Below are 23,111 nucleotides of genomic sequence, written 5' to 3' on the forward strand. Positions count from 1 at the left end.
GACCGTCCGGCCCCGCGCGCGGTCACGGGCAGGGATGCCGCTCCGGTCCCCAGGTCCGGCGTACGTCACCACGCCCGACCGTCCCGCACAGCAGCACTGTCTGCGCCCCTTTCGGGCCGCCCCGCTCGACCGCTATGAGCTTCTTCTCGCTGACCCGGCCGCCGCCCGCCGCCCCGTGCGCGTCGATCCGCCCGGTGGCGCCGTCGAAGCCCCCGCCGCCGAGCCCCTGGTAGAGCACCGCCTGGAGCAGCCTGCGGTCGAGGCGCTCGTCGTGGCCGCCGGTGCCCCGCCACGCCTGGTCCACCCCCTCCGCGAGGTAGCGCATCGCGTCCCAGGCGAGCGCCACATGGGCGTCCTGCCGCATCGCGCCCGTACGGGTGCCGTGGTCCTCCGCGTACGTGCGGTCGTACGCCGAGAGGAAGGCCGCCGCCTCGCCGCTGACCTCGGCCAGTGCCGGGGCGCGGCCGTGCGAGACGTAGAAGAGGGTCAGTCCGGCGAAGACCTCCCAGGGGCGCCGCTCCTCCGTCAGGGCGTTGGTGACGTCGTCGCCGCCGAGCACGCTCACCTTCGGGCAGTCGCGCGCGGCACGGCTCAACTCGCCGAGGAACAGCTGGAAGTGGCTGCCCCGGCCGGCCCACACCACGGCCGTACGCGGCTCCTCGGCCACCGCCCGGCACACCTCGCGCGCCAGGTCCTCCACCGCCGCGATCGAGGTCCCCGCCGGGGCCCCGGGCATCGGCGTGGGTTCGGGGGCGTCCGTCGGCGTGTACAGGAGCGCCTCGGTCCGCTCCTCGTCGTACGCCGCCCGGAACGCCGCCGCGAGGCTCGCGCTGTACGCGTCCGAGGGGTCGGCGATCAGCCGTACCCGCACGGCGGGCTTCCCGTCCACCATGGGGGCGTGCTCGGCGAAGGCCGCCATCACCTGCCCGGCTCGCGTGTCGGTCGGCGCGGTCTGGTAGTAGTGCCCGCCCTGGCGCAGCAGTTCGTCGGCGGTGCCCGAGGTGCCGACCATCGGCAGGCCGGCCTCGTCGAAGATGCGCATCGCCTCGTACGTACGGCGGCGGCTCTGGCCGAAGCCGACGACGCCGACGATCGAGCGGTCCTTGTCGGCGAGTTCGACGATCCGGTGGGCGACGGCCGGGGCGTCCTTGAAGCGGTCGCCGGCGTTCGCGGCGAGGACGCGCAGCGGGACGCGCTCCCCGGAGCGCAGTGCCTGCCCGTTCGCGTACGCCTGGGCGAGTGCGAGACCGCGCAGTTCGGCGAGGGTGCCGCCGCGGACGGGGTCCTCGGCGTCCTTGCCGCCGCTGAGCGGGCCGAAGTAGACGACGGTGCGGGCGTCCGGCCGCGGGTCGTCGGCGCCCCGGCCCGTGAGTTCCTTCTCGACCTCCTTGTTCTGCCGCTCGATGCGCTGCAGGACGTCCCGTACGGCCCGCTCGCTGTCCCCCGTGCCGAAGGACGCCGCGCCTTCCGCGACGCCGACGCACTGCCCGTCCGTGCCGAGGAACGTGGAGCCGAGGCACGGGTCGGGGCCCATCCTGGTGAAGGGGACCCCGGCGACGAGACCGGCGACGACCGCGAGGGCGAGCACGCCCCCGGTGGCGGCCACGGCCACGTCGGTGCCGGGACCCCAGCGGGTCGCGGGCGGGGCGAGGGTGGGCCAGCGGCCCAGCCAGTACGTCGCGGCCTGGTCGTCCGCGGGCCCTTCGGAGACCGGCACCACCATTCCGGAGGGCCGCCCCGGCGGGGTGCCGCGCTGGGCGATGTTGGCCAGGTCGGCGCCGGCGGCGGACAGGCCGGGGACCTCGATGTCGGGGATACGGCTGGCGAGCGTGCGCACGCCTGCGGCGACGGCGACCACGGAGGTGCACCGCAGGTCCTCCATGGCGGCGCGCAGTTCGCGCAGGAAGCGCTGGACGCGCGACTCGGCGGGGCCCGCCTCCTCCACCAGGAGCACGAAGCGGCTGACGCGCCGCCGCCGCCAGGGGTTGAACATCCGCTTGCGGGCCGCGCCTTCCAGGTCGGCGAGCAGAGCATGCACCAGGATCCGGTCGAGCTGCTCGGGGTCGCCGTCCGGGCCGCCGCCCACCAGGTCGAGGGCCGAGCGGAAGAAGTCGGTGGGCGGCGTGCCCTGCTGCTGGCGCACCCACTCGGCGTACCAGCGGCGGCCTCCGTGCCGGCTCCTGCCCAGCATCGTGCGGCCCGCCCGCCTGCCGTACAGGGCGCGTGGCAGCCGCTGGAAGAGCGGCCCCGCGACGAAGTTCCACAGCAGTTCGAGCAGGGTGCCGCCGTTGGCCTGGTCCCGGCCGCCCAGCCACCACAGCCCCCGGGCGAGCGCGGAGACCTCCCGGTGCTCGGCGTAGCAGTGGTCGCGCAGTTCGCCGGGGCGGCGCTCCATGAGGCCGCCGACGGCGGGCGCGGTGACGACGGCGCGCAGCAGCCGGTAGGACGGCAGGCGCAGCCGTCCCGTGCCCGGCGGCATCGTCGCGTCCAGCTGGAAGGCGATCTGCTCGAAGAGGTCGAGCGGCGGCGCGGCCGGGTCCGCCGTGGCCCCGTCCAGGCAGGCGTGCGGGGCGAGCCGGCCCTCCCGCCCGCGCAGCCGCGACCGTAAGCCGGAGACGATCCGGCGGCCCGCCTGTCCGTCCCCCGGTTCGCTCAGCAGCACCACCGGGACGCGGCTGCGGCTGCGGCGCGGCTGCACCACGAGTTTGTCGAAGGCGTCCACGAATTTCTCGACGCCCGGATAGGCCGGGACACGGCTCTGCTGATCCCCCGTCGACATGTTCTCCTCCCCCTTCACGCGCGATCACGTGAGTGTCAAGGGTCGTGCCCCGCACGGCCGGTGCGCAATCGTCGCCCGGCGCACCCGACCGGCGCGGGGGGTTCATCGTGGGGCGCGCGGAGTGACCAGAACCGTGACGTGCGCGCCGGGCCGTGCGTGCACGCGCGCGGTCGCCGCGCGGTCCGCGGGCAGCACGGGCGTGGCGGTCCGGGCGGCTCCGGTCAGCTCGATGCGCCAGCCGCCGGGCCGGGGCGGCACGGAGATCTCGGTGACGCCGCCCGCGGCGCGGTACGCGAGCCGGTAGGCCGCGGTGTCCGGCTCGAACGCCTCGGCGGTGATCCGGCCGGCGACCGCGGGGGCGTACGGGGCCACGGTCTGCTCCTTGTTGGTCCGGAACCGCCCCTCGGCGTCGACGGCGCAGTACCCGCCGCCGTAGCACCAGACGTAGCCCGCCCAGCCGGAGCCGTAGCGGTTCAAGGACCGCAGGGCGTCGCGGTAGAAACGGCCCATGTTCGGCAGCGCGTTGTTGAGCGGGCCCCACTCCCCCACGACGACCGGGACGCGGTACTGCCGCGGGTAGACGGTCACGGCCGACTCGTACGCCTCGATCCAGCCGGCCGACGGGTCGTAGTCGGCGCCCGCCTCCATCGCCGTGTTGTAGAAGTGGGGTGCGTAGACGGCCCTGGGGTCGTCGATACGGCCGAGGCCGGTGGGGACGCCCTCCCCCACGATGGGGGTCGGCTCGAAGAAGACCCAGGTGTCGTCGTCGACGGAACGGACGGCGTCCGCGAGGCGGTTGTACATGGGGGTGAGCTGCTCGCGCTCGATACGGCGGGCGGCCGCCGGAAGGTCCTCGCCCTGCGCGATCTCGCCCATGGGCTCGTTGATCAGGTCGTAGCCGACGACGGCCGGGTGGTCCGCGAGACGTCCGGCGAGCACCCGCCACATGTCCGCCTGGGCGCGCCGCAGGTCCGGGTCCTCGTAGAGATGGGTGAACGCGCGCTGCACGGCCGGTTCGAAGTACTCGGCGAACCAGTCGTCGGGGTGTGGTGTGAACGGCAGCCCGTCGGTCCTCGTCGCCCACTCCGGGATGCCGCGGTGACCGAAAGCGGGCCCGAAGACGTCCTGGTGGGCGTCGATCAGGACCTGGACACGGTGCTTGTGCGCCCAGCCGAGGACGCGCTCGATCCGGCGGAGGTACGCCTCGCTGTAGCGGCCCCGCTCGGGCTCCAGGTCGTCCCAGAAGACGAGCAGCCGCGCGAAGCCGAAGCCCTGGGCGCGCAGGTCGCGGAAGTGGCGCTCGGTGATCGCGGACAGGGCGGCCTCGCCGCGATGGGTCTTGTCCTCGACGTTCCAGCCGCGCAGGGTGAGGACGCGGCCCCCGTCGTCCGTGAGGCGGGGTACGTCCGGGGGTGTCTCCCTGCCGTCGGCGCTCTTCGCGTGAGCGGCTGACGCGGACAGGACGGCGGCGCAGACCAGGGCGACGAGCAGACGGCGGTACATGGGACCTCCGGCACGGTCGGTCGACAGTGCCGGAGATCCCATCAGCAGAACTGACGGTCCATCAAGAGTCCGTCACGGATTGGTCAGGACGATCTTCCCGAACAGGTCGCCGGAGGCCAGCTTCTCGAAGCCCTCCCTGGCCCGGTCGAGCGGCAGCACCTGGTCGATCACCGGCCGCACACCGGTCGCCGCGCAGAACGACAACAGGTCCTCCAGCTCGTCCTTGGAGCCCATCGTCGAGCCCACGACCTTCAGCTCCAGGAAGAAGATGCGGGTCAGCTCGGCGTGCGAGGGCCGGTCGCCGCTCGTCGCGCCCGAGATCACCAGCGTGCCGCCGGGCCGCAGCGACTTGACCGAGTGGGACCAGGTGGCCGCGCCGACGGTCTCGATGACGGCGTCCACGCGCCGGGGCAGCCGCGCGCCCGGCTCGTACGCCTCCTCGGCGCCGAGGTCGACCGCCCGCTTGCGCTTGGCCTCGTCCCGGCTCGTGGCGTACACCCGCAGGCCGGCCGCCCTGCCGAGCACGATCGCGGCGGTGGCGACGCCACCGCCCGCGCCCTGCACGAGGACGGAGTCCCCCGGCCGGACGCCCGCGTTGGTGAACAGCATCCGGTACGCCGTCAGCCAGGCGGTCGGCAGGCAGGCGGCCTCCTCGAAGGTGAGCTCCTTCGGCTTGGGCAGCACGTTCCAGGACGGCACGGTGACCTGCTCGGCGAAGGTGCCCTGGTAGCGCTCGGTGAGGATGGAGCGGGGCTCGTCGGGGCCGACGCCGTGGCCGCTCTGGCCGATGACGGAGTGGAGGACCACTTCGTTGCCGTCCTGGTCGACGCCGGCGGCGTCGCAGCCGAGGATCATCGGCAGCTTGTCCTCGCCGAGACCCACGCCGCGCAGCGACCACAGGTCGTGGTGGTTGAGGGAGGCGGCCTTGACGTTCACGGTCGTCCAGCCGGGACGGACCTCAGGAGCGGGGCGCTCGCCCAGTTCGAGTCCGTTCAGCGGCTGGTCGCGGTCGATGCGGGCGGCGTAGGCGGCGAACATGACCTTGAGACTAGGACGGCCCGGTGCGTGGCGGAACCACACATCGGTGTGACGCGCGCTGCTTTCTTCGTGGCTCGGTTCTCCCCTGTGCGGTACGCGGCCGGAGCGGCAGCCCCCGCATCACCCGTTCGACCCAGCGCGCCCCCGGAAATGCGCGACGGGCCGCGGCCCACCCCCGCACGGGATGGCCGCGGCCCGTCGCGGCGCGTCAGCGCCGGGCGACACCCTCCGCGCGCGCGGCGGCGGCGACCGCCGCGGTGACCGCGGGGGCGACCCGCTCGTCGAACGGGGACGGGATCACGTAGTCGGCCGACAGCGCGTCACCGACCACGTCCGCCAGCGCGTTCGCAGCGGCGATCTTCATGCCCTCGGTGATGCGGGAGGCCCGGACCTGGAGCGCGCCCGCGAAGATGCCCGGGAACGCGAGGACGTTGTTGATCTGGTTCGGGTAGTCCGAACGGCCGGTGGCCACGACCGCCGCGTACTTGTGCGCGACGTCCGGGTGGACCTCCGGGTTGGGGTTGGCCATGGCGAACACGAACGCGTTCGGAGCCATCGACGCGACCGCTTCCTCCGGCACCGTGCCGCCCGAGACGCCGATGAAGACGTCCGCGCCGGCGAGCGCGGTCTCCAGGGAGCCCGACAGGCCCGCCCGGTTGGTGAGCTCGGCGAGCTCGCGCTTGACCGGGGTCAGGTCCTCGCGGTCACGGCTGACGATGCCCTTGCGGTCGGCGACCGCCACGTCCCCGAGCCCCGCCTCCAGCAGGAACTTCGCGATGGCCACACCGGCAGCGCCGGCGCCCGAGATGACCGCGCGCAGCTCACCGAGCCCGCGTCCGGTCAGCTTGGCCGCGTTGCGCAGGGCCGCGAGGGTGACCACCGCGGTGCCGTGCTGGTCGTCGTGGAAGACGGGGATGTCGAGGCGCTCCTGGAGCTTGCGCTCGATCTCGAAGCACCGCGGCGCCGAGATGTCCTCGAGGTTCACTCCGCCGAAGGACGGCGCGAGGCGCACGACGGTCTCGACGATCTCGTCCGTGTCCGTGGTGGCGAGGGCGATCGGAACCGCGTCCACGCCGCCGAACTGCTTGAAGAGGATCGCTTTGCCCTCCATGACCGGGAGGGACGCCTCCGGGCCGATGTCGCCGAGGCCGAGCACCGCGGTCCCGTCCGTCACGACGGCGACGACCTGGGACTTCCAGGTGTAGTCGTGAACGAGCTCGGGCTTCTCGGCGATAGCCGTGCACACCTTGGCGACACCAGGCGTGTACGCGAGGGACAGGTCGTCCTTGTTCCGCACCGGCACGGTGGCCTGGATGGCCATCTTGCCGCCGCGGTGCAGCGCGAACGCCGGATCGAAGGGCTCGTCGGAACTCTCCGTGCCGGCCTTGTCGCTGCGAGGATTGACGATCTCCGCTGCCATTGTGGTTGACCCCTTAAGTCTTCATCAGTTGAGGGTGGCCGCTCCTGGTTGAGGAGGGGTGGGCGGGCACCGCGTCCGTCCCCTGCACCGGGCGGTTGGCCCGCCCCGGCAGAGGGTTCTCACGCACGCGCGGGCGCGCCGCACAACGCGCCCGTAGCCCCGGATGAGGGGTGTAAGGATCCTTCATACCGGACAGACCGCACCGCGGACGAGTCGGTATCGGCGCGGTGATGTGGCTCATAGCGCCAAAACGGACAACTCAACCCTCTGTCATGTACCCGTCCGAATCATGGGGCGACGGGAGATCTTCCGGCCGGAAGGTGGTATTCCAGCGAATGGTCCGGCCTTGATGTACCGGCCCGCTGAGGTTCGGGGGTTTCCCGTTATCCGATTTTGACATGCGCGTCCCCCTGAATGGGCCAGTCCGAATGGCAAGATGCCGAAAACACACAAGCTGGCGACACTCGAAGGTGAGTGCACAGCTGCTCGTAACGCCCCTCTACACATGCCGGAGGACCCCGATCATGACCGCAAGCTTCACCCGTCGTACGACTGCCGCCAGGTCCCGGATCACCGCAGTCAGTGCGCTCGCGGTCGCCGGCGCGCTGGTGCTCACCGCCTGCGGTGACCAGACGAACTCCGGATCCGAGACCGCCCAGACCGAGGGCACCAAGTCCACGAGCGCCCCGCTCTTCGACAAGCTTCCGAAGAAGTACCAGGACTCCGGCGTGATCAAGGTCGGCACGGACGCCGCCTACGCCCCGATGGAGTACGAGGAGGGTGGCAAGATCGTCGGCATCGACCCCGACATCGCCGCCGCCATGGGCAAGGAACTCGGCGTCCGGTTCGAGTTCACCAGCGGTACCTTCGACGGCCTGATCTCCTCGCTCAACACCGGCCGCCAGGACATCGTCATGTCCGCCATGAGCGACACGAAGGCCCGCCAGCAGGGTCTGGACGACAAGGGCAAGAAGACCGGCGAGGGCGTCGACTTCGTCGACTACTTCAACTCCGGTGTCTCACTGCTCGTCAAGAAGGGCAACCCGGAGAACATCAAGTCCCTCGACGACCTGTGCGGCAAGAAGGTGGCCGTCCAGCGCGGCACGACCTACCACGACACGTTCAAGAAGCAGGCCACCAAGTGTGAGCAGGACGGCAAGGGCAAGCTCACCATCGAGGCGTTCGACACCGACGCCGAGGCCCAGACCCGTGTGAAGTCCGGTGGCGCCGTCGCCGACCTCAACGACTACCCCGTGGCCGCGCACATCGCGAAGACCGCGGGCGGCGGCAACGACTTCGAGGTCACGGGCGACCAGACCGAGGCCGGTCCCTTCGGCATCGCCGTCGACAAGGACAACACCCAGCTGCGCGACGCGCTCAAGGACGCCCTGAACGCGATCATCGAGAACGGCGAGTACGCGAAGGTCCTGGAGAAGTGGGACGTCAAGGACAGCGCCGTGACCGAGGCGACCATCAACGCCGGCCAGTGATCCGACGTACCAGCCTCAAGCGTTCCACTGAAGGGCAGTCACTGTGACTGACAAGTTCGACAAGACACCCGCCGACGGGCCACCGGCGACGACGGCGGTCGACAAGGGGGCCTTCACGCCCCCTGAGCAGATCAAGGCCATCCCGGTCCGGCACTGGGGCCGCTGGATCAGCGGTGTGGTCGTCGTGGCCCTCCTGGGCACGCTCGCCTACTCGTTCTCCCAGGGCGACGTCACCTGGGGGACGGTCGGCGACCTCATCTTCGACGACCGGATCGTCACCGGCATGGGCCGCACGCTGCTGATCAGCGTGCTGTCGATGCTGATCGGTCTGTTCCTGGGCATCCTCTTCGCGGTCATGCGGCTGTCGAAGAACCCGGTGACCGGTGCGGTGGCCTGGCTGTACATCTGGTTCTTCCGCGGCACGCCCGTGTATGTACAGCTCCTGCTGTGGTTCAACCTCGCGCTGATCTTCCCCATCCTCAACCTTGGGTTCTACAAGGACGAGATGGTCGACGTGATGACCCCGTTCATGGTCGCGCTGCTCGGCCTGGGCCTGAACGAGGGCGCGTACATGGCCGAGATCGTCCGGGCCGGCATCCAGTCGGTCGACGAGGGCCAGACCGAGGCCTCGCACGCGCTCGGCATGTCCAGCGGCAAGACCATGCGGCGCATCGTTCTCCCGCAGGCGATGCGGGTGATCGTGCCGCCGACCGGCAACGAGTTCATCAACCTGCTGAAGACCTCGTCCCTGGTTTCCGCGGTCCAGTACACGGAGCTGCTGCGCGCCGCGCAGAACATCGGCTCCACGTCGTTCGCCATCATGGAGACCCTGCTGGTGGCCTCCGTCTGGTACCTGGCCCTGACCAGCGTGTTCAGCGTCGGTCAGTACTACGTCGAGCGGTACTACGCCCGCGGCTCGCTGCGGCAGCTGCCGCCGACACCCTGGCAGAGGGTCAAGGCCAATCTGCTGTCCCGCAACAGCCCCAGGGGGGTGTGACACATGACCCCCATGGTGAAGGCCGAGGGCGTCCACAAGTCCTACGGTTCCGCCCACATCCTGCGCGGCATCGATCTCGAGGTCGCACCGCGTGAGGTGTTCTGCCTGGTCGGCCCGTCCGGCTCCGGCAAGTCCACCTTCCTGCGGTGCATCAACCACCTGGAGAAGATCAACGCCGGCCGGCTGTCGGTCGACGGCCACCTGGTCGGCTACCGGCAGAAGGGCGACAAGCTCTACGAGCTGAAGGACAGCGAGGTCGCGGCCCAGCGCCGGGACATCGGCATGGTCTTCCAGCGCTTCAACCTGTTCCCCCACATGACGGCGCTCGCCAACGTCATGGAGGCGCCGATCCAGGTCAAGGGCGAGACCAAGGCCGTCGCCCGGGAGCGGGCCGAGCGGCTGCTCGACCGGGTCGGGCTCGCCGACAAGGCCGGGAACTACCCCTCGCAGCTCTCCGGCGGCCAGCAGCAGCGCGTCGCCATCGCCCGTGCGCTGGCGATGGAGCCGAAGCTGATGCTCTTCGACGAGCCGACCTCGGCCCTCGACCCGGAGCTGGTGGGTGACGTCCTCGACGTCATGCGCGGCCTCGCCGAGGACGGCATGACGATGATCGTCGTGACGCACGAGATGGGCTTCGCGCGCGAGGTCGGCGACTCGCTGGTCTTCATGGACGGCGGCGTGGTGGTCGAGTCCGGCCACCCGCGCGACGTCCTGACGAACCCGCAGCACGACCGCACGAAGTCGTTCCTGTCGAAGGTCCTGTAGGGCGAAGGTCCTGGCGAAGGTCCTGGAGAGCGGGCGAGTGGGGCGGTACGGACGCGAGGTCCGTACCGCCCCTTTCTCCGTGCCGGCGCGCGTTGATGCGGCGCGTCGACTCGTCCTTCATGTGGTCGGCGGACCGTAACCCTCTCGCCCGTAATACCCTCGAAGCAACACCGGCTGTTACGCCGACACCAGACCGTTGCGGTAAGGACTACAAGTGGAACTGGCCTATTACTCGGACTACGCCGTGCGCCTGGTCAACACCGAGGAGCCGGGCCGCAACCAGGACTCGCTCACCTCCGTCGAGGCCGTCCGGGACCTCTTCGGCCCCTCGACGCAGGCCGCGCGCCGCGCCACGGACTCGGACGTCACCCGCTTCCGGTCGGTACGCGCCCGGCTGCGCGCCGTCTTCGCCGCGGCCGACGGGGGCGAGGAGACCCAGGCGGTCGACCTGCTCAACTCGCTGCTGCTGGAGTTCCCGGTCAGCCCGCAGATCTCCGGACACGACTACCGGGACGAGGACGGCCGGCCCAAGTGGCACATGCACCTCGCCGACCACCCGTCGAACGCGACTGCGGGATACGCGGCCATCGCGGCGATGGGCCTCGCCTTCCACCTGACCGAGTACGGGGTGGAGCGCCTCGGCCTGTGCCAGGCGGCCCCCTGCCGCAACGCCTACCTGGACACCTCGACCAACCGCTCGCGCCGCTACTGCTCCGACCGCTGCGCCACCCGCGCCAACGTGGCGGCCTACCGCGCCCGCAAGCGCCTGGAGACCGAGCGGTCGGCGAGCACGAGCCGCAGCGCAGAGACGGCCCAGGACCCCACGTAGAAGGGGGTGCGCCGACGCCCGGGCAGCATGGGGCGGTACCGGGCGTACACCCGCGCGAGAACCAGCTCGTCCGGCACGGCGCCGAACGCGCGGCTGTCCACGACCTCGGCGTCCGGATTGTCCCCGAGGACCCACCAGCCGCCGTCACGCCGCTCGATCAGCCGCTTCACGATGAGCAGGTCCTGCTGCAGGGGATGACGCAGTACGGCCACGTGCCCCGGGCGCACCTCGGCGCCGTGGTGCACGAGCAACTGGTCGCCGTGCCACAGCGTCGGATACATCGAACGGCCGGTCACCTCGGCGATGCCGAACGGCGCTCTCGCCTCATGCCCCTGCTCACTCATCGGCCACCTCCGGCTCCACCGTACGTTCCGCCACCGGTCCCATGGCGGCCCCGGACTTTTGTCCTAAGCCCCTGGGGGCACTCGCGAAAACCCGACCGTCACGGAGTAATCTCCCACCTGAGAAGACGATCACGAGGAAGGACAGCTCCATGCTCTCCCGCCTGTTTGCCCCCAAGGTGAAGGTCAGCGCTCACTGCGACCTGCCCTGCGGTGTCTACGACCCGGCCCAGGCCCGCATCGAGGCGGAGTCGGTCAAGGCCGTTCAGGAGAAGTACCAGGCCAACGAGGACCCGCACTTCCGCGCCCGCGCCACGGTCATCAAGGAGCAGCGCGCGGAGCTCGCCAAGCACCACGTGTCGGTGCTGTGGAGCGACTACTTCAAGCCCCCGCACTTCGAGAAGTACCCGGAGCTGCACCAGCTGGTGAACGACGCGCTGAAGGCCCTGTCGGCCGCGAAGGCGTCGACCGACCCGGCGACGGGCCAGAAGGCCCTGGACTACATCGCCCAGATCGACAAGATCTTCTGGGAGACCAAGAAGGCCTGACCCCTGGCCCGGGCTGCCCGGCCCGCCCGTCCGCGGGTCCATCGCCCACCCGACCGCACCCGGTCCGCAGGCCGCCGAGCACGGCGTCCATGCCGGACCGGGTGCGGTCGTTTTCCTCGCACCGCCGCCCATGTGCCTCTGGTCAGCCGCGGCGGAACATCGCTAGCCTCGCTCGCAGCAGTGACAGCTCGGAGACCGTGCGTGGCGGTAGGGACGGGGGAGCAATGGACATTGCAGTGATCGCGGAAGGCCCTGAGGCGGGCGACCGGCTGCGTTCCCTTCAGGAATGGCTGGCCGGCGTCGAGGAGTTGCGGGGCCGCGTCGACGGCAAGGAGCGGCCGCCGGAGCCCGGCACGCTGGGGCCGGTGCTGGACGTACTGACGGTGGCTCTCGGCCCGGCCGGTGCGGCGACGGCGTTCGCCACCGGGCTCATCGCCTGGCTGCGCACCCGCCGGGGAGACGTCCACATCAAAGTGACTCTTCCGGACCGCAGTTCGCTGGAGCTGAACGCCAAACGTGTGGCCGGACTCGACACAGAAGCGCTCCAGCAGCAAGTGGCCGAGGTCGCGGAACTGTTGGGGCGTCAGGAGGACGAGCCCGAGCGTCGCGAGCTGCCGTGACCGACCTGTCCGGCACGGGCGTTCGGGTCCTGCTGATCGCCACGTCCACGCATCAGGGCCCCCTGCTGCCGTCGGTCCCGTCGGCAGCCACCTCCCTGCGGGATCTGCGCACGGTCCTGGTCGAACGGTGCGGGGTGCGGCCCGACCGATTACGCACGCTGCTCGACCCGGCCGACGCGCAGACCATGGCGCGGGCCGTCACCGAGGAAGCCCAGCGGGCGGACTCCGTGCTGCTCGTCTGGTTCATCGGCCACGGTCTGCTCGGCCCGGACGGCGAGCTGTACCTGGCCGCGAGCAGCACCGATCGCCTGACGCCCGGTATGGCCGGGCACCAGGCGCTGTCGTTCTCCTCGCTGCGGCAGGCGCTCGGCGCCAGCCCGGGCTCGTCCGTCGCCGTGGTGCTGGACTGCTGTTTCTCCGGGCGTGTGTCACTGAGCGGCGGACCGTCCGTTCCCTCGCTCGCCATGACGCCCGCGCACGGGATGTACCTCATGGGGTCCGCCGAGCAATTGGCCCTCGCGCCCCCGGACGCGGTGCACACGGCGTTCACCGGAGCAGTCATCGAACTGCTGACGCACGGCGACCCGCGTGGACTGCCCCAGTTGACCCTGGACGCGGTGTTCGACGGGGTCTTCCGGATGATGCGGGACCGGCAGAGGCCGCTGCCCCGGCGTCAGGCGGGAGACCGCTCGGGGCAGCTCGTCATCGCGCCCAACCCGGCGGTGCCGGCACGGCCCCGGCCTCCTGACGAGACGGAACCGGCTCAGGGCCGCTGCCCGTATCCGGGCCTGGACGCCTTCGGGCCGGACGACGCCGACGTGTTCTTCGGCCGCGACGACATGACCGGGCGGGTGCTCGCCGGACTGGCGACGGTCGCCGGGTCCGGCCGGCCCGGTCCTCTGGTCCTGGTCGGCCCCTCCGGCTCGGGGAAGACCTCGCTGCTCAACGCCGGGCTGACGGCGAGGCTGCGCGAGAAGGGCCTGCTCGGGTCCACCTCCTGGCTCCCGCTGCGCCTCACCCCCGACCGGAGCCCGCTCCGGCGGCTGGCCGCGCAGCTCGACGCGCCGCCGGACAGCGCCGATCTCCTGCGGGCGGATCCCGACCACGCCGCCGAGCTGGCCGACCGGCTGCTGACCGCCCGTCCCGAGCAGCGGTTGATCCTGATCGTCGACCAGCTCGAGGAGGTGTTCACCCTCTGCCCCGACCCCTCGGAACGCACCGCGTTCCTGCGGGCGGTGACCGCCGTCGCCCGGACGTCCGGCGACGGCGGGCCGCGGGCGCTGGTGGTGCTCGCCCTCCGGGCGGACTTCTACGGCCGGGCTGCCGCCCACCCCGAACTGCTCGCCTCACTGCGCGACGCCCAGCTGCTGGTCGAGCCGATGACCCCCGACGAACTCCGCGCGGCCATCGAGCGACCGGCCGCCGCCGTCGGGCTGGTGCTCGACGACGGGCTCGCGGACGTCATCCTGCACGAGTTCGGCGCGACAGCCGACCGGCAGCCGGCGGCCGGGGCGCTGCCGCTGCTGTCGCACGTCCTGTGGGCCACCTGGCTGCGGCGCGCGGGATCCCGGCTCACCGTCGCCGAGTACCGCGCCGTCGGCGGCATCTCGGAGGCGATCAAGACCACCGCCGACGACGTGTACGACGCACTCGACCCGGCGGGCCGGGAAGCCGTCAGGTTCATGCTGCCCCGGCTGGTGCACGTGGGCGAGGACTCCGCCGACACCGCCCGGCCCCTGGACCGTTCCGCGCTCCTGCACGGCCTGCCCGACACACAGGCCGCGCGGCGGGCGATCGACTCGCTGACCCGGGCGCGGCTGCTCACCCTCGACCACGACACCGCCCGGATCAGCCATGAGGCCCTGCTGCGCGCCTGGCCCCGGCTGCGGGAATGGATCGACGCGGACCGCGACCGGCTGCGGGCCCGCCAGCAACTCACCGCCGACGCCGGGGCGTGGGAGCGCGCCGGGCGGGATCCGTCCCTTCTGTACCGGGGAAACCGACTGGCCGCCCTGCGCGAGCGCGCCGCATCGGACCCGGCCCAGACGCTCGAACCCGGCTCCGTGCCCGCCGAGTTCGTGGACGCCTCCTGGCGGCAGGAACGCCGGGGTGTCCGCAGGCGCCGGACCGCGGTCGCCTTCCTCACGGTGCTGGCCGTGCTCGCCTCCACGGGGCTGATCGGCTCCGTCGTGTTCCAGCGACAGGCCGAGCGGGCACACGAGCGCGACCTGGCCCGCTATCTCGCGGCCGAGGCCGAGGAGCTCCGCGACCAACAGCCCGGTCTGGCCAAGCAACTCAGCCTGATCGCGTACCGGATGAACCAGGACGCGGGCCGCGGCGCACTGCTCAACAGCCGACGCACACCGGGCGTGATCAACGCAGAGGAAGCGGCCCATGACCTCGCCTACAGCGACGACGGCCGCATACTCGTGATCTCCGTCGGCGACGCGATCGAGCTGCGCTTCCGGGGCGGGTCCGCGCGGATCGGAGCGAGCGTCGTCGGCCCGGTCACCGTGAGCCGGGACGGCCGCACCCTCGCCGCAGTCACCTACGACGAGCGTCGGCCGAAGACGGCATGGGTGAGGCTGTGGGACATATCCGATCCCGCGCACCCCAGGCAGACCGCCGCGCCGCAACTGCGTCACGCCGTCCACGCGCTCGCACTCAGCACGGACGGCAAAACCCTGTACGGCGGCCTGACGACCGGTGAGATACGCGTCTGGGGCATCGGCGACCGGGCCGCGCCCAGGCCGCTGCCCACGCTGCGAGCGCATTCCGCGCGGGTCGACTCCCTGGCTGTGTCCCCCAAGCGTGATCTGCTCGCCAGCATGAGCGTGGACGGCCGGATCCAGCTCTGGAACACGGCCGACGCCGAGCGCCCCGAGCGAGTCACCGTGCTCGAAGGGGAGAAGTACGACCGGAGCACTCTGGTCAACCCCAGGCCGCTGCACCGGTTGGCCTTCAACCCCAGCGGGGGGATACTCGCGGCACCGGTCACGGAGGGGGACCGCAGCGACCTGGGGCTGTGGCGGCTGGACACTCCGGACAAGCCCCGGCGCATGGGGCCGAAGGACGGCTCGACGGACGACACGCCCACCTACTGCGGCGAGGGCCTGACGTCCGTGGCGTTCAGCCCGATCCGCGAGTACGTCGTCGCGGCCTGCGGCAGCACCTGGCACGTGTGGATCTATCAGAGGACCGTCGTTCCCGGTGCGATTCTGTCCGGGGCGTCGGGCGGCGGCGAGGGCAAATGGGGCGAGGCGGGAATGATCCTGTTCGATCCCGGAAAGCCCCGCAGACTGTTGCAGGCCACCGACCGGGGTGTGCGCGTCTCGTACCTCAACAACTCCGCCCAGCCGGGTGCCGAGGCGTTTCTCCCGGCCACGCCCGGAACCGGAGGCCAGTTCGACTACCGGTTGGCCGGCAAGAAGTCACTGATCGCCCTCCAAGGAGTGGGCGTGAACTACCTGTGGGACGTGACGGAGTTGCCGGGCTCGGCCGTACTCCTGGCCACGACCCGTTCCCCCGACATGTTCACCGGCGGGGACATCGCCCTCAGCCCCGACGGGCGCCTCCTCGCCGATGTGGAGGTGTACGAGGGCAATAAGGCAGGCAAGAAGGGCAAGAAGCCGCAATACGTCGGCCTCCGGCTGCGCGACACCGCGGCGCCCCCACGCAGTCGGCCGCTGTCCACCATCGACGACTTGGACAACGGCGTGCAGGCAATCGCCTTCAGCCCCACCAGGCCCGTCCTGGCCGTGTCCGACATGAACGGCTGGAGGGACCGCAACCGCAAGCCGCCGGTCGTACGGATATACGACATCGCGGATCCCGAACGTCCGCGGCAGATCGCCCGGATCGAGGCGTCGACCACAAAACTGGACTTCTCCCCGGACGGCGAGACGCTCCTCCTGACCGATTCCCCCTTCGCCGACCCCGACGATCCCCGGCCCCAGGCCGCCGACGAGCTGGAGGGCTGGGACCTCACCGCCCCGGCACATCCCGAGAAACGATGGGCACGCCCTCTTCCGGGCGGAATCGACTCGGCGCACGTCGCGTTCCGGCCGGACGGCAAACTGCTCGCCGTGTACGACAGCGGGGGCACGCTGAGGTTGTGGCGCATCGAGGGGCACCGGGTCACCGACGAGGTGTCCCGCGTGACCGTGGGCACCTTCGGCAGCCCCATCGCCTTCAGCCCCGACGGAACCCGCCTCGCCCTGACCGCGAAGGAGACCGTGGTCGCCGACGAACGACCCGAGATCTGGGACCTGACCGATCCGACGGCCCCCGCGCGGCTCTCCTACCTGCCCGCCTCGACGCGCGCCGCCGATTTCTACGCGCTCCGGTTCAGCCCGGACGGCGAATTCCTGGCCGTCGTCAGAGCGTCCGCGGGGGTCGAGCTGTGGGACACCAACCCGGAACGGATCATCGGCGACCTCTGCGACTCGGTCGGCGATCCCCTCACGCGACAGCAGTGGCAGCACTACCTGCCGGACCGTCCCTACCGGCCGCCCTGCCGGTGACACGGCGGCCCGCGTCGCCCCATCGTCGCGGGCCCCAGCGGCGCGACTGCGGTGCGCCCTCGCACGCCCCGGCCCGGACATCGCCTGGGGGACCCGCGCCCCACCCCGCGCCGGAGCTGGGAGGGGCTGCGCTGACGCCGCAGGGCAGTCCGAAAGGCCTGTCCGGCGCTCAGGCCTGGGCCGGCTCGCGGCTGCCGAGCGCGGCGCCCGGCGGCAACTGGCCCCGGATCCGCCCGAGCGCGTCGTCGAAATCGCCGTCCGCGACGCACGCTTCGTACGCGGCGCCGCCGCAGTGGAGCGTCAGGTTGAGCTCCGCCCGGTCGGGCCCGGCCCCGTCCTGCGCAGGCTCCCCCAGGGTCAGCAGGCAGCTCAGCGTCGCCTGCTGCACGCCCCCGTCGACGTGGACGGGCAGCGGCATGTCCCATTCCAGTACGCAGGAGGACAGCACGCCGCCCCCGCCCTCCGCCCGCAGCGCGGCGAACGTCGCGCCCTCGTACTCAACACCTCTGATGCGCGTGCGCACTTGGCCGCCGGCCGCGGTTATCTTGACCGCTTCCGCGCCGGCCCGGTCGCGGTACCAGCCCGCGCAGACCTCAGTCGACTCCGATGACATGCGCGGACTGTAGCGCTAGGCCGTCCTCCGGCGCGCAAGAGGTGCCCTTTCACGCCCTGGGCGTGCGCCGTGGACGGCGGGCTCAGGTCCGACCGACCTCTTCGCCGGATGCGCCGTCTCCGGATGCGTCGCCGTCCTTCTCGACGCTCAGGGGACAGTCGGGGTTGTGGCAGGGCCCGGGCTCCCAGACCGGTACGAACGCCCCGAGCGTCTTGTGCCGTTTGACGACCGTGCCGACAGGCCGGCCGCAGGCAGGGCAGACGCGCTCCTCCTGCGGACGCCTCGGGACGCGGTGCGAACCATGTCCTTCACTGTCCATATGGCCAGAATATTCCGCTACGGGCGCCTCGGACAGCGGGACCGAGCCGTCCGGAACTCCCTCGCACCCGGGACCGGCCCCGCCACCGGCGAAGCCCGCGCGCTCAGCGCGTGCGCCGGGTGACGAACTCCGCCAGCGCCAGCAGATCGCCCGCCGCCGCCAGGTCCGGCACGGCGCGGGACAGCTCCCCCACCGCCCGCGACATCCGCTCGGCCGCCTGCGTCTGCGCCCAGTCACGACCCCCGGCCTCTCCGCCGCGCCGGCGGCGCGTGCCGCCGAGCCGGGGCTCATCGGACCCCGGTACAGCGCGGCCAGCTCGGCGCCGGCGGGCGTGCCGGACGCGAGGGCCGCCACGACCGGCAGGGACTTCTTGCGCGCCGTCAGATCGGCTCCGGCCGGCTTGCCCGTACGCTCCGGATCGCCCCAGATCCCGATCAGGTCGTCGATGAGCTGGAAGGCGAGACCGGCCTCGCGCCCGAACGCGTCCATGGCGGCGACCTCCCCCTCCCCCGCGCCCGCGTACAGCGCGCCCACCGCGCACGCGCAGCCCAGCAGCGCCCCGGTCTTGGCCGTCGCCATGCCGAGGCACTCCTCCAGCGTGACCTCCTCGGGTGCGCGCTCCTCGAAGGCGCAGTCGGCCTGCTGACCCGCGCACAGCTCGATGACACAGGCCGCGAGCCGTGCCGAGGCGGCGACCGAGCAGGGGGCCGGGTCCTCGGCCAGCAGCCGCAGCGCGAGGGCGAGCACGGCGTCACCGGCCACGATGGCGTCCGCCGTGCCGAACACCGTCCAGGCGGTGGGGCGGTGCCTGCGGGTGGCGTCCTCGTCGATCACATCGTCGTGCAGCAGCGTGAAGTTGTGCGCGAGCTCCACGGCCGCCGCGGCCCGCAGGGCCCGGTCGGGGTCGCCGCCGAGTGCCCGGCAGGCGGCGAGCACGAGCGCGGGCCTGACGGCCTTGCCGCCCGCGCCCGCGGCCGGGCTGCCGTCCGGCCTGCTCCCAGCCGAAGTGGTACCGCGCCACACGGCGCACGGCGCTCGGCAGGGTGTCGACGGCGGAACGGAGCTCGGGCTGGACAGCACCGCTGGCGCGCTCCAGCAGCGCGACGGCCTCGCGGCCCTCGACGGTGTACGGCATGGTCAAGGGGCGGTCCTTCCTCGGGAACGGTCGGCTGTGCGGGCCGGGGGCGCGGCAGGGGCGCGCCCCCGGTGCGGCACAAGGTCAGCGCCAGCGGCTCACCTCGACGTTCTCCAGGACTCCGAGGGCGTCGGGGACGAGGACGGCTGCGGAGTAGTAGGCCGTGACCAGGTACGAGATGATCGCCTGCTCGTCGATGCCCATGAAGCGCACGGACAGGCTGGGCTCGATCTCGTCCGGGATGCCGGTCTGGTGCAGCCCGATGACGCCCTGGTCGGCCTCGCCCGTACGCATGCAGATGATGGACGTCGTGCGGGCGTCCGAGATCGGGATCTTGTTGCACGGGAAGATCGGCACCCCGCGCCAGGCCGGCACCTGGTGACCGCCGATCTCGACGCTGTCGGGGACCAGCCCCCGCTTGTTGCACTCGCGGCCGAAGGCGGCGATCGCGCGCGGGTGGGCGAGGAACAGCTTCGAACCGCGCCGCCGCGACAGCAGCTCGTCCATGTCGTCCGGGCTCGGCACACCGTCGTGCGGCTGCAGTCGCTGGCCGTAGTCGCAGTTGTTCAGGAGGCCGAACTCGCGGTTGTTGACGAGCTCGTGCTCCTGGCGCTCGCGCAGCGCCTCGACGGTCAGCCGCAACTGCTGCTCGGTCTGGTTCATCGGCTGGTTGTAGAGGTCGGCGACGCGGCTGTGCACCTTCAGCACGGTCTGCGCGACGCTCAGTTCGTACTCGCGCGGGGCCGCTTCGTAGTCGACGTAGGTGTGCGGGACGACGGCCTCGCCGACATGTCCGGCGGACAGGTCGATCGCCGCCTCGCCGTACTTGTTGGTCCGCTGCCGGGGCAGTGCGGCGAGGCTCGCCAGGTGCGTGCGCAGCGACTCCGCGCGGTCGGCGAGGTTGAGCACGTCGTACCGGGTCAGCACGAGCACGGTGCAGGCCGTGGCCGCGCGCGCCGTGTACCGCCAGACGGCCTCGCGGTCCGTGAGGGAGTGATCGCCGAAGTACGACCCGTCCGCGAGGACTTCGACCACGGCCTCGTCCCCGTAGGGGCCCTCGCCGATCTGCTCGACCCGGCCGTGCGCCAGCAGGTAGACCCTGTCCGCCGCCTCCCCGCCGGTGGCCAGCACTTCTCCGGGCGCGAACTCCCGCTGCTCGCACCGCCGTGCCAGCTCCGTGAGGGCGGTCTCGTCGCCGAAGTCGCGCAGCGCCGGCAGCTCGCCCAGCTCGGCGGGGATGACCGCGACCTGGTCGCCGGTCTGCACGAACGTCACCCTGCCGTCGCCGACCGAGTAGGTCAGGCGGCGGTTCACGCGGTACGTGCCACCCTGCACCTGCACCCAGGGCAGCATGCGCAGCAGCCACCGCGAGGTGATCTCCTGCATCTGCGGGGCGGACTTGGTGGTGGTCGCGAGATTCCGCGCGGCGGCGGTGCCGAGACTCTGCTGGGACCCCTGCTCATGCACGTCCTCGCCGACGGAACCTGCCGAACCGACCGTCATGTGACTCCCTCCCGATCATGTCTCTGACCTGCGAGGCAAGCGTTTCAGCACAGTGCGTCGTCGCACCATTACACAAATGAGTGGGACTGCATCATCGCGACCGGGGCAGTGGCCGGATCGGCTCGTACACCCGGCGACAATGAGGAGGTGAACCGGGAGACGTCCGACCTCGCCGCCGCGCTGCGGCCCCGGCTGCCCTCACCGCTGCAGCCCGTCGGGGACGAGCGTTTCGAGAGGCACGGAGTGCGGCTGCTGCTCAAGCGCGACGACCTGATCCACCCCGACCTGCCCGGCAACAAGTGGCGCAAGCTCGCTCCGAATCTGCGCGCCGCCGCCGGCCGGTCGGTGCTCACCTTCGGCGGCGCATACTCCAACCACCTGCGGGCCACGGCCGCGGCGGGACGCCTGCTCGGCTTCCCCACGATCGGTGTCGTACGGGGTGACGAACTGGCCACGCGCCCGCTGAACCCGTCCCTCAGCCGCTGCGCGGCCGACGGCATGCGCCTGCTGTTCGCCGACCGCGCCGCCTATCGCGCCAAGGGCGACCCCGACGTGCTCGCGCGGTTCCTCCGGGCCGCCGGCGTCGGGACCGACGACGTGTACGTGGTCCCCGAGGGCGGCAGCAACGCCCTCGCCGCGCAGGGCTGCACGGAGCTCGGCCGCGAGCTGCGCGACCACGACGAGGACGTCGATGTCGTGGCCGTCGCCTGCGGCACGGGCGGCACGCTCGCCGGTCTCGCCGCCGGCCTCGGGCAGGGCCGCCGCGCCCTCGGCTTCCCCGTCCTGCGCGGCGGCTTCCTCGGCGAGGCGATACGCGCCCTGCAGCAGGAGGCGTTCGGCGGACCGGCCGGTGACTGGTCGCTCGACGACCGCTTCCACTTCGGCGGGTACGCCCGCACGAGCCCGGTACTCGACGCGTTCGCCCGGGACTTCGGGGAGCGGCACGGGCTGCCCGTGGAACGTGTCTACGTCGCCAAGGCGCTCTACGGACTGAGCGTGCTCGCCGCCGAGGGCGCCTTCCCGGCCGGCAGTACGGTCGTCGCCGTGGTCACCGGCCGGGAGGACGGGGCGGATCAGGCCTCCTCGCGGTAGGCCGCGGCCTCCTCCAGGTCCAGCCGGCGCAGCAGCGTGCGCATCATCTCGTCGTCGATCCGGCGCCGGTTGCGCAGCTCGACGAAGACGTCCCGCTCCGCGGCGATCATCTCCCGCGCGAGGCGGCGGTAGGTGTCGTCGGCCGACTCCCCGGTGACCTCGTTGACCGTGCCGAGCCGCTCCCACACGGCGTTGCGCCGGCGCTCCAGCACGGTGCGCAGCCGGTCGGCCAGCGGCTGGGGCAGCGCGTTGCGCTCGTCGGCCAGCAGCTCCTCCAGTCGCCGTTCGGCGGCCGCGGACGCCTCGCTCTGCGCCTGCGCCTCGGCCAGCGTCTCGGCGTACGTGTCCCGTCCGGGCAGCTTCACCGCGCGGATCAGCGCGGGGAGGGTCAGGCCCTGCACCACGAGGGTGCCGATGACGGTGGTGAAGGTGAGGAACAGGACGAGGTTGCGGGCGGGGAACGCCTCGCCGTCCGCGGTCGTCAGCGGGATGGAGAACGCGATCGCGAGCGACACCACCCCGCGCATGCCGGCCCAGCCGACGATCAGCGGCGCGGTCCAGGTGGTGTCCGGCTCCCGCTCCCTGATCCGCCTGGACGCCATGCGGGGCAGGAAGGTCGCCGGGTAGACCCAGACGAACCGCACGACCACGACGGTGACGAACACCCCGGCGGCGTACCAGAGCGCCTCCCCGACGCCGTATTCCCCGAGGCCCTCCACCACGATCGCCAGTTGCAGCCCGATCAGCGCGAAGACGACGGACTCCAGGACGAAGGAGACCATCTTCCACACCGCCTCCTCCTGGAGCCTGGTCGCGAAGTCGACCTGCGAGGAGTGGTGGCCCAGGTAGAGCGCGACGACGACGACCGCGAGCACGCCGGAGGCGTGGACCTGCTCGGCGGCGGCGTAGGCGATGAACGGGATGAGCAGCGACAGCGTGTTCTGGAGGAGCGCTTCCCTGAGGTGCGTGCGCAGCCAGTGGATGGGGATCATCAGGACCAGTCCCACGCCGATGCCGCCGAGCGCGGCGAGCGCGAACTCTCCCAGGCCCCCGGCCCAGCTCGCGCCCTCGCCGATCGCGGCGGCGAGGGCCACCTTGTACGCGGTGATCGCGGTCGCGTCGTTCACCAGGGACTCCCCCTGGAGGATCGTGGTGATGCGGCTGGGCAGTCCGAGCCTGCGGGCGATGGCGGTGGCGGCGACCGCGTCCGGCGGTGCGACGACCGCGCCGAGCACGAGCGCGGCGGTCAGCGGCAGGTCGGGGACGAAGAGGTAGGCGAGGTAGCCCACGGCCAGCGTCGCGAAGAGGACGTAGCCGACGGAGAGCAGCGCGACCGGGCGGATGTTGGCGCGCAGGTCGAGGTAGGAGCTGTCCAGGGCGGCGGTGTGCAGCAGCGGGGGCAGCAGCAGCGGCAGCACGATGTCCGGGTCGAGGTGGAAGTCGGGGACGCCCGGCACGTACGAGGCGATCAGTCCCACCGCGACCAGCAGCAGCGGTGCCGCGACCGGTGTCCGGCGGGCGGCGCCCGCGACCGCGGCGCTCGCCGCGATGAGTCCCACCAGTGGCAATGCGTCCATCACACCGACCTCGTATCGT

General features: G+C 71.9%; 16 protein-coding genes and 1 pseudogene. 8 read left to right on the top strand and 9 right to left on the bottom strand.

Annotation, left to right across the window (positions count from 1 at the left end; all coding sequences use genetic code 11):
- Window positions 1-22: 22 nt before the first annotated feature.
- From ACWD0A_RS26205 to ACWD0A_RS26220, 4 genes are all read right to left on the bottom strand, one after another.
- Window positions 23-2,779, bottom strand: coding sequence for an ABC transporter substrate-binding protein (locus tag ACWD0A_RS26205; RefSeq protein ID WP_451301923.1), 2,757 nt, complete (start codon window positions 2,777-2,779; stop codon window positions 23-25).
- A gap of 102 nt (window positions 2,780-2,881) precedes the next feature.
- The gene (locus ACWD0A_RS26210) at window positions 2,882-4,282 is read right to left on the bottom strand and encodes a glycoside hydrolase family 5 protein (RefSeq protein ID WP_451301925.1); all 1,401 of its coding nucleotides are present in this window, start codon (window positions 4,280-4,282) and stop codon (window positions 2,882-2,884) included.
- 72 nt (window positions 4,283-4,354) lie between these two features.
- Window positions 4,355-5,320: a zinc-binding dehydrogenase gene (locus tag ACWD0A_RS26215; protein WP_307713462.1), complete on the bottom strand. Its 966-nt coding sequence runs from the start codon at window positions 5,318-5,320 to the stop codon at window positions 4,355-4,357.
- Between the two features lie 208 nt (window positions 5,321-5,528).
- Window positions 5,529-6,740 (bottom strand): NAD(P)-dependent malic enzyme, encoded by a 1,212-nt coding sequence (locus ACWD0A_RS26220; protein ID WP_451301928.1) that lies wholly within the window; start codon window positions 6,738-6,740, stop codon window positions 5,529-5,531.
- Between the two features lie 524 nt (window positions 6,741-7,264).
- Here ACWD0A_RS26220 and ACWD0A_RS26225 point away from each other — a divergent pair.
- The 4 genes from ACWD0A_RS26225 (at window position 7,265) to ACWD0A_RS26240 (ending at window position 10,821) form a co-directional block, all read left to right on the top strand.
- Window positions 7,265-8,230: an ABC transporter substrate-binding protein gene (locus ACWD0A_RS26225; protein WP_451301930.1), complete on the top strand. Its 966-nt coding sequence runs from the start codon at window positions 7,265-7,267 to the stop codon at window positions 8,228-8,230.
- A 43-nt stretch (window positions 8,231-8,273) separates the two neighbouring features.
- Window positions 8,274-9,227 (top strand): amino acid ABC transporter permease, encoded by a 954-nt coding sequence (locus ACWD0A_RS26230; protein ID WP_451301932.1) that lies wholly within the window; start codon window positions 8,274-8,276, stop codon window positions 9,225-9,227.
- A 3-nt stretch (window positions 9,228-9,230) separates the two neighbouring features.
- Complete coding sequence (locus ACWD0A_RS26235; RefSeq protein ID WP_305737814.1) at window positions 9,231-9,992, top strand: amino acid ABC transporter ATP-binding protein; 762 nt, start codon at window positions 9,231-9,233, stop codon at window positions 9,990-9,992.
- 214 nt (window positions 9,993-10,206) lie between these two features.
- Complete coding sequence (locus ACWD0A_RS26240; protein ID WP_451301934.1) at window positions 10,207-10,821, top strand: CGNR zinc finger domain-containing protein; 615 nt, start codon at window positions 10,207-10,209, stop codon at window positions 10,819-10,821.
- Here ACWD0A_RS26240 and sodX read toward each other — a convergent pair.
- Window positions 10,740-11,165, bottom strand: a complete 426-nt coding sequence (gene sodX / locus ACWD0A_RS26245) for a nickel-type superoxide dismutase maturation protease (protein ID WP_451301936.1) — start codon at window positions 11,163-11,165, stop codon at window positions 10,740-10,742. The two genes, ACWD0A_RS26240 and sodX, sit on opposite strands and share 82 nt — an antisense overlap.
- 149 nt (window positions 11,166-11,314) lie before the next feature.
- Here sodX and sodN point away from each other — a divergent pair, with 149 nt between their 5' ends.
- The 3 genes from sodN to ACWD0A_RS26260 all read left to right on the top strand — a co-directional run bounded on the left by sodN (window position 11,315) and on the right by ACWD0A_RS26260 (window position 16,853).
- The gene (gene sodN, locus ACWD0A_RS26250; RefSeq protein ID WP_089511141.1) at window positions 11,315-11,710 is read left to right on the top strand and encodes a superoxide dismutase, Ni; all 396 of its coding nucleotides are present in this window, start codon (window positions 11,315-11,317) and stop codon (window positions 11,708-11,710) included.
- A 224-nt stretch (window positions 11,711-11,934) separates the two neighbouring features.
- Entirely contained in the window at window positions 11,935-12,330 is a 396-nt protein-coding gene (locus tag ACWD0A_RS26255; RefSeq protein WP_451301938.1) for an effector-associated constant component EACC1, read from the top strand.
- Window positions 12,327-16,853, top strand: coding sequence for a caspase, EACC1-associated type (locus tag ACWD0A_RS26260; protein WP_451301940.1), 4,527 nt, complete (start codon window positions 12,327-12,329; stop codon window positions 16,851-16,853). Before ACWD0A_RS26255 ends, ACWD0A_RS26260 begins: the two co-directional genes overlap by 4 nt.
- 169 nt (window positions 16,854-17,022) lie before the next feature.
- On the opposite strand, the gene ACWD0A_RS26265 is transcribed toward ACWD0A_RS26260, so the two are convergent.
- From ACWD0A_RS26265 to ACWD0A_RS26275, 3 genes and pseudogenes are all read right to left on the bottom strand, one after another.
- Entirely contained in the window at window positions 17,023-17,466 is a 444-nt protein-coding gene (locus tag ACWD0A_RS26265) for a DUF6304 family protein (protein ID WP_451301942.1), read from the bottom strand.
- A gap of 422 nt (window positions 17,467-17,888) precedes the next feature.
- A pseudogene (locus ACWD0A_RS26270) lies at window positions 17,889-18,920 on the bottom strand (family 2 encapsulin nanocompartment cargo protein polyprenyl transferase).
- A gap of 84 nt (window positions 18,921-19,004) precedes the next feature.
- Entirely contained in the window at window positions 19,005-20,423 is a 1,419-nt protein-coding gene (locus ACWD0A_RS26275; protein ID WP_451301944.1) for a family 2B encapsulin nanocompartment shell protein, read from the bottom strand.
- Between the two features lie 147 nt (window positions 20,424-20,570).
- Between ACWD0A_RS26275 and ACWD0A_RS26280 the strand changes: the two genes are divergently transcribed.
- Complete coding sequence (locus ACWD0A_RS26280; RefSeq protein ID WP_451301946.1) at window positions 20,571-21,515, top strand: 1-aminocyclopropane-1-carboxylate deaminase/D-cysteine desulfhydrase; 945 nt, start codon at window positions 20,571-20,573, stop codon at window positions 21,513-21,515.
- Here ACWD0A_RS26280 and ACWD0A_RS26285 read toward each other — a convergent pair.
- The gene (locus ACWD0A_RS26285) at window positions 21,497-23,092 is read right to left on the bottom strand and encodes a Na+/H+ antiporter (RefSeq protein ID WP_451301948.1); all 1,596 of its coding nucleotides are present in this window, start codon (window positions 23,090-23,092) and stop codon (window positions 21,497-21,499) included. The genes ACWD0A_RS26280 and ACWD0A_RS26285 overlap by 19 nt on opposite strands.
- Between the last annotated feature and the right edge of the window lie 19 nt (window positions 23,093-23,111).

Source organism: Streptomyces sp. NPDC002867, from assembly GCF_053591895.1.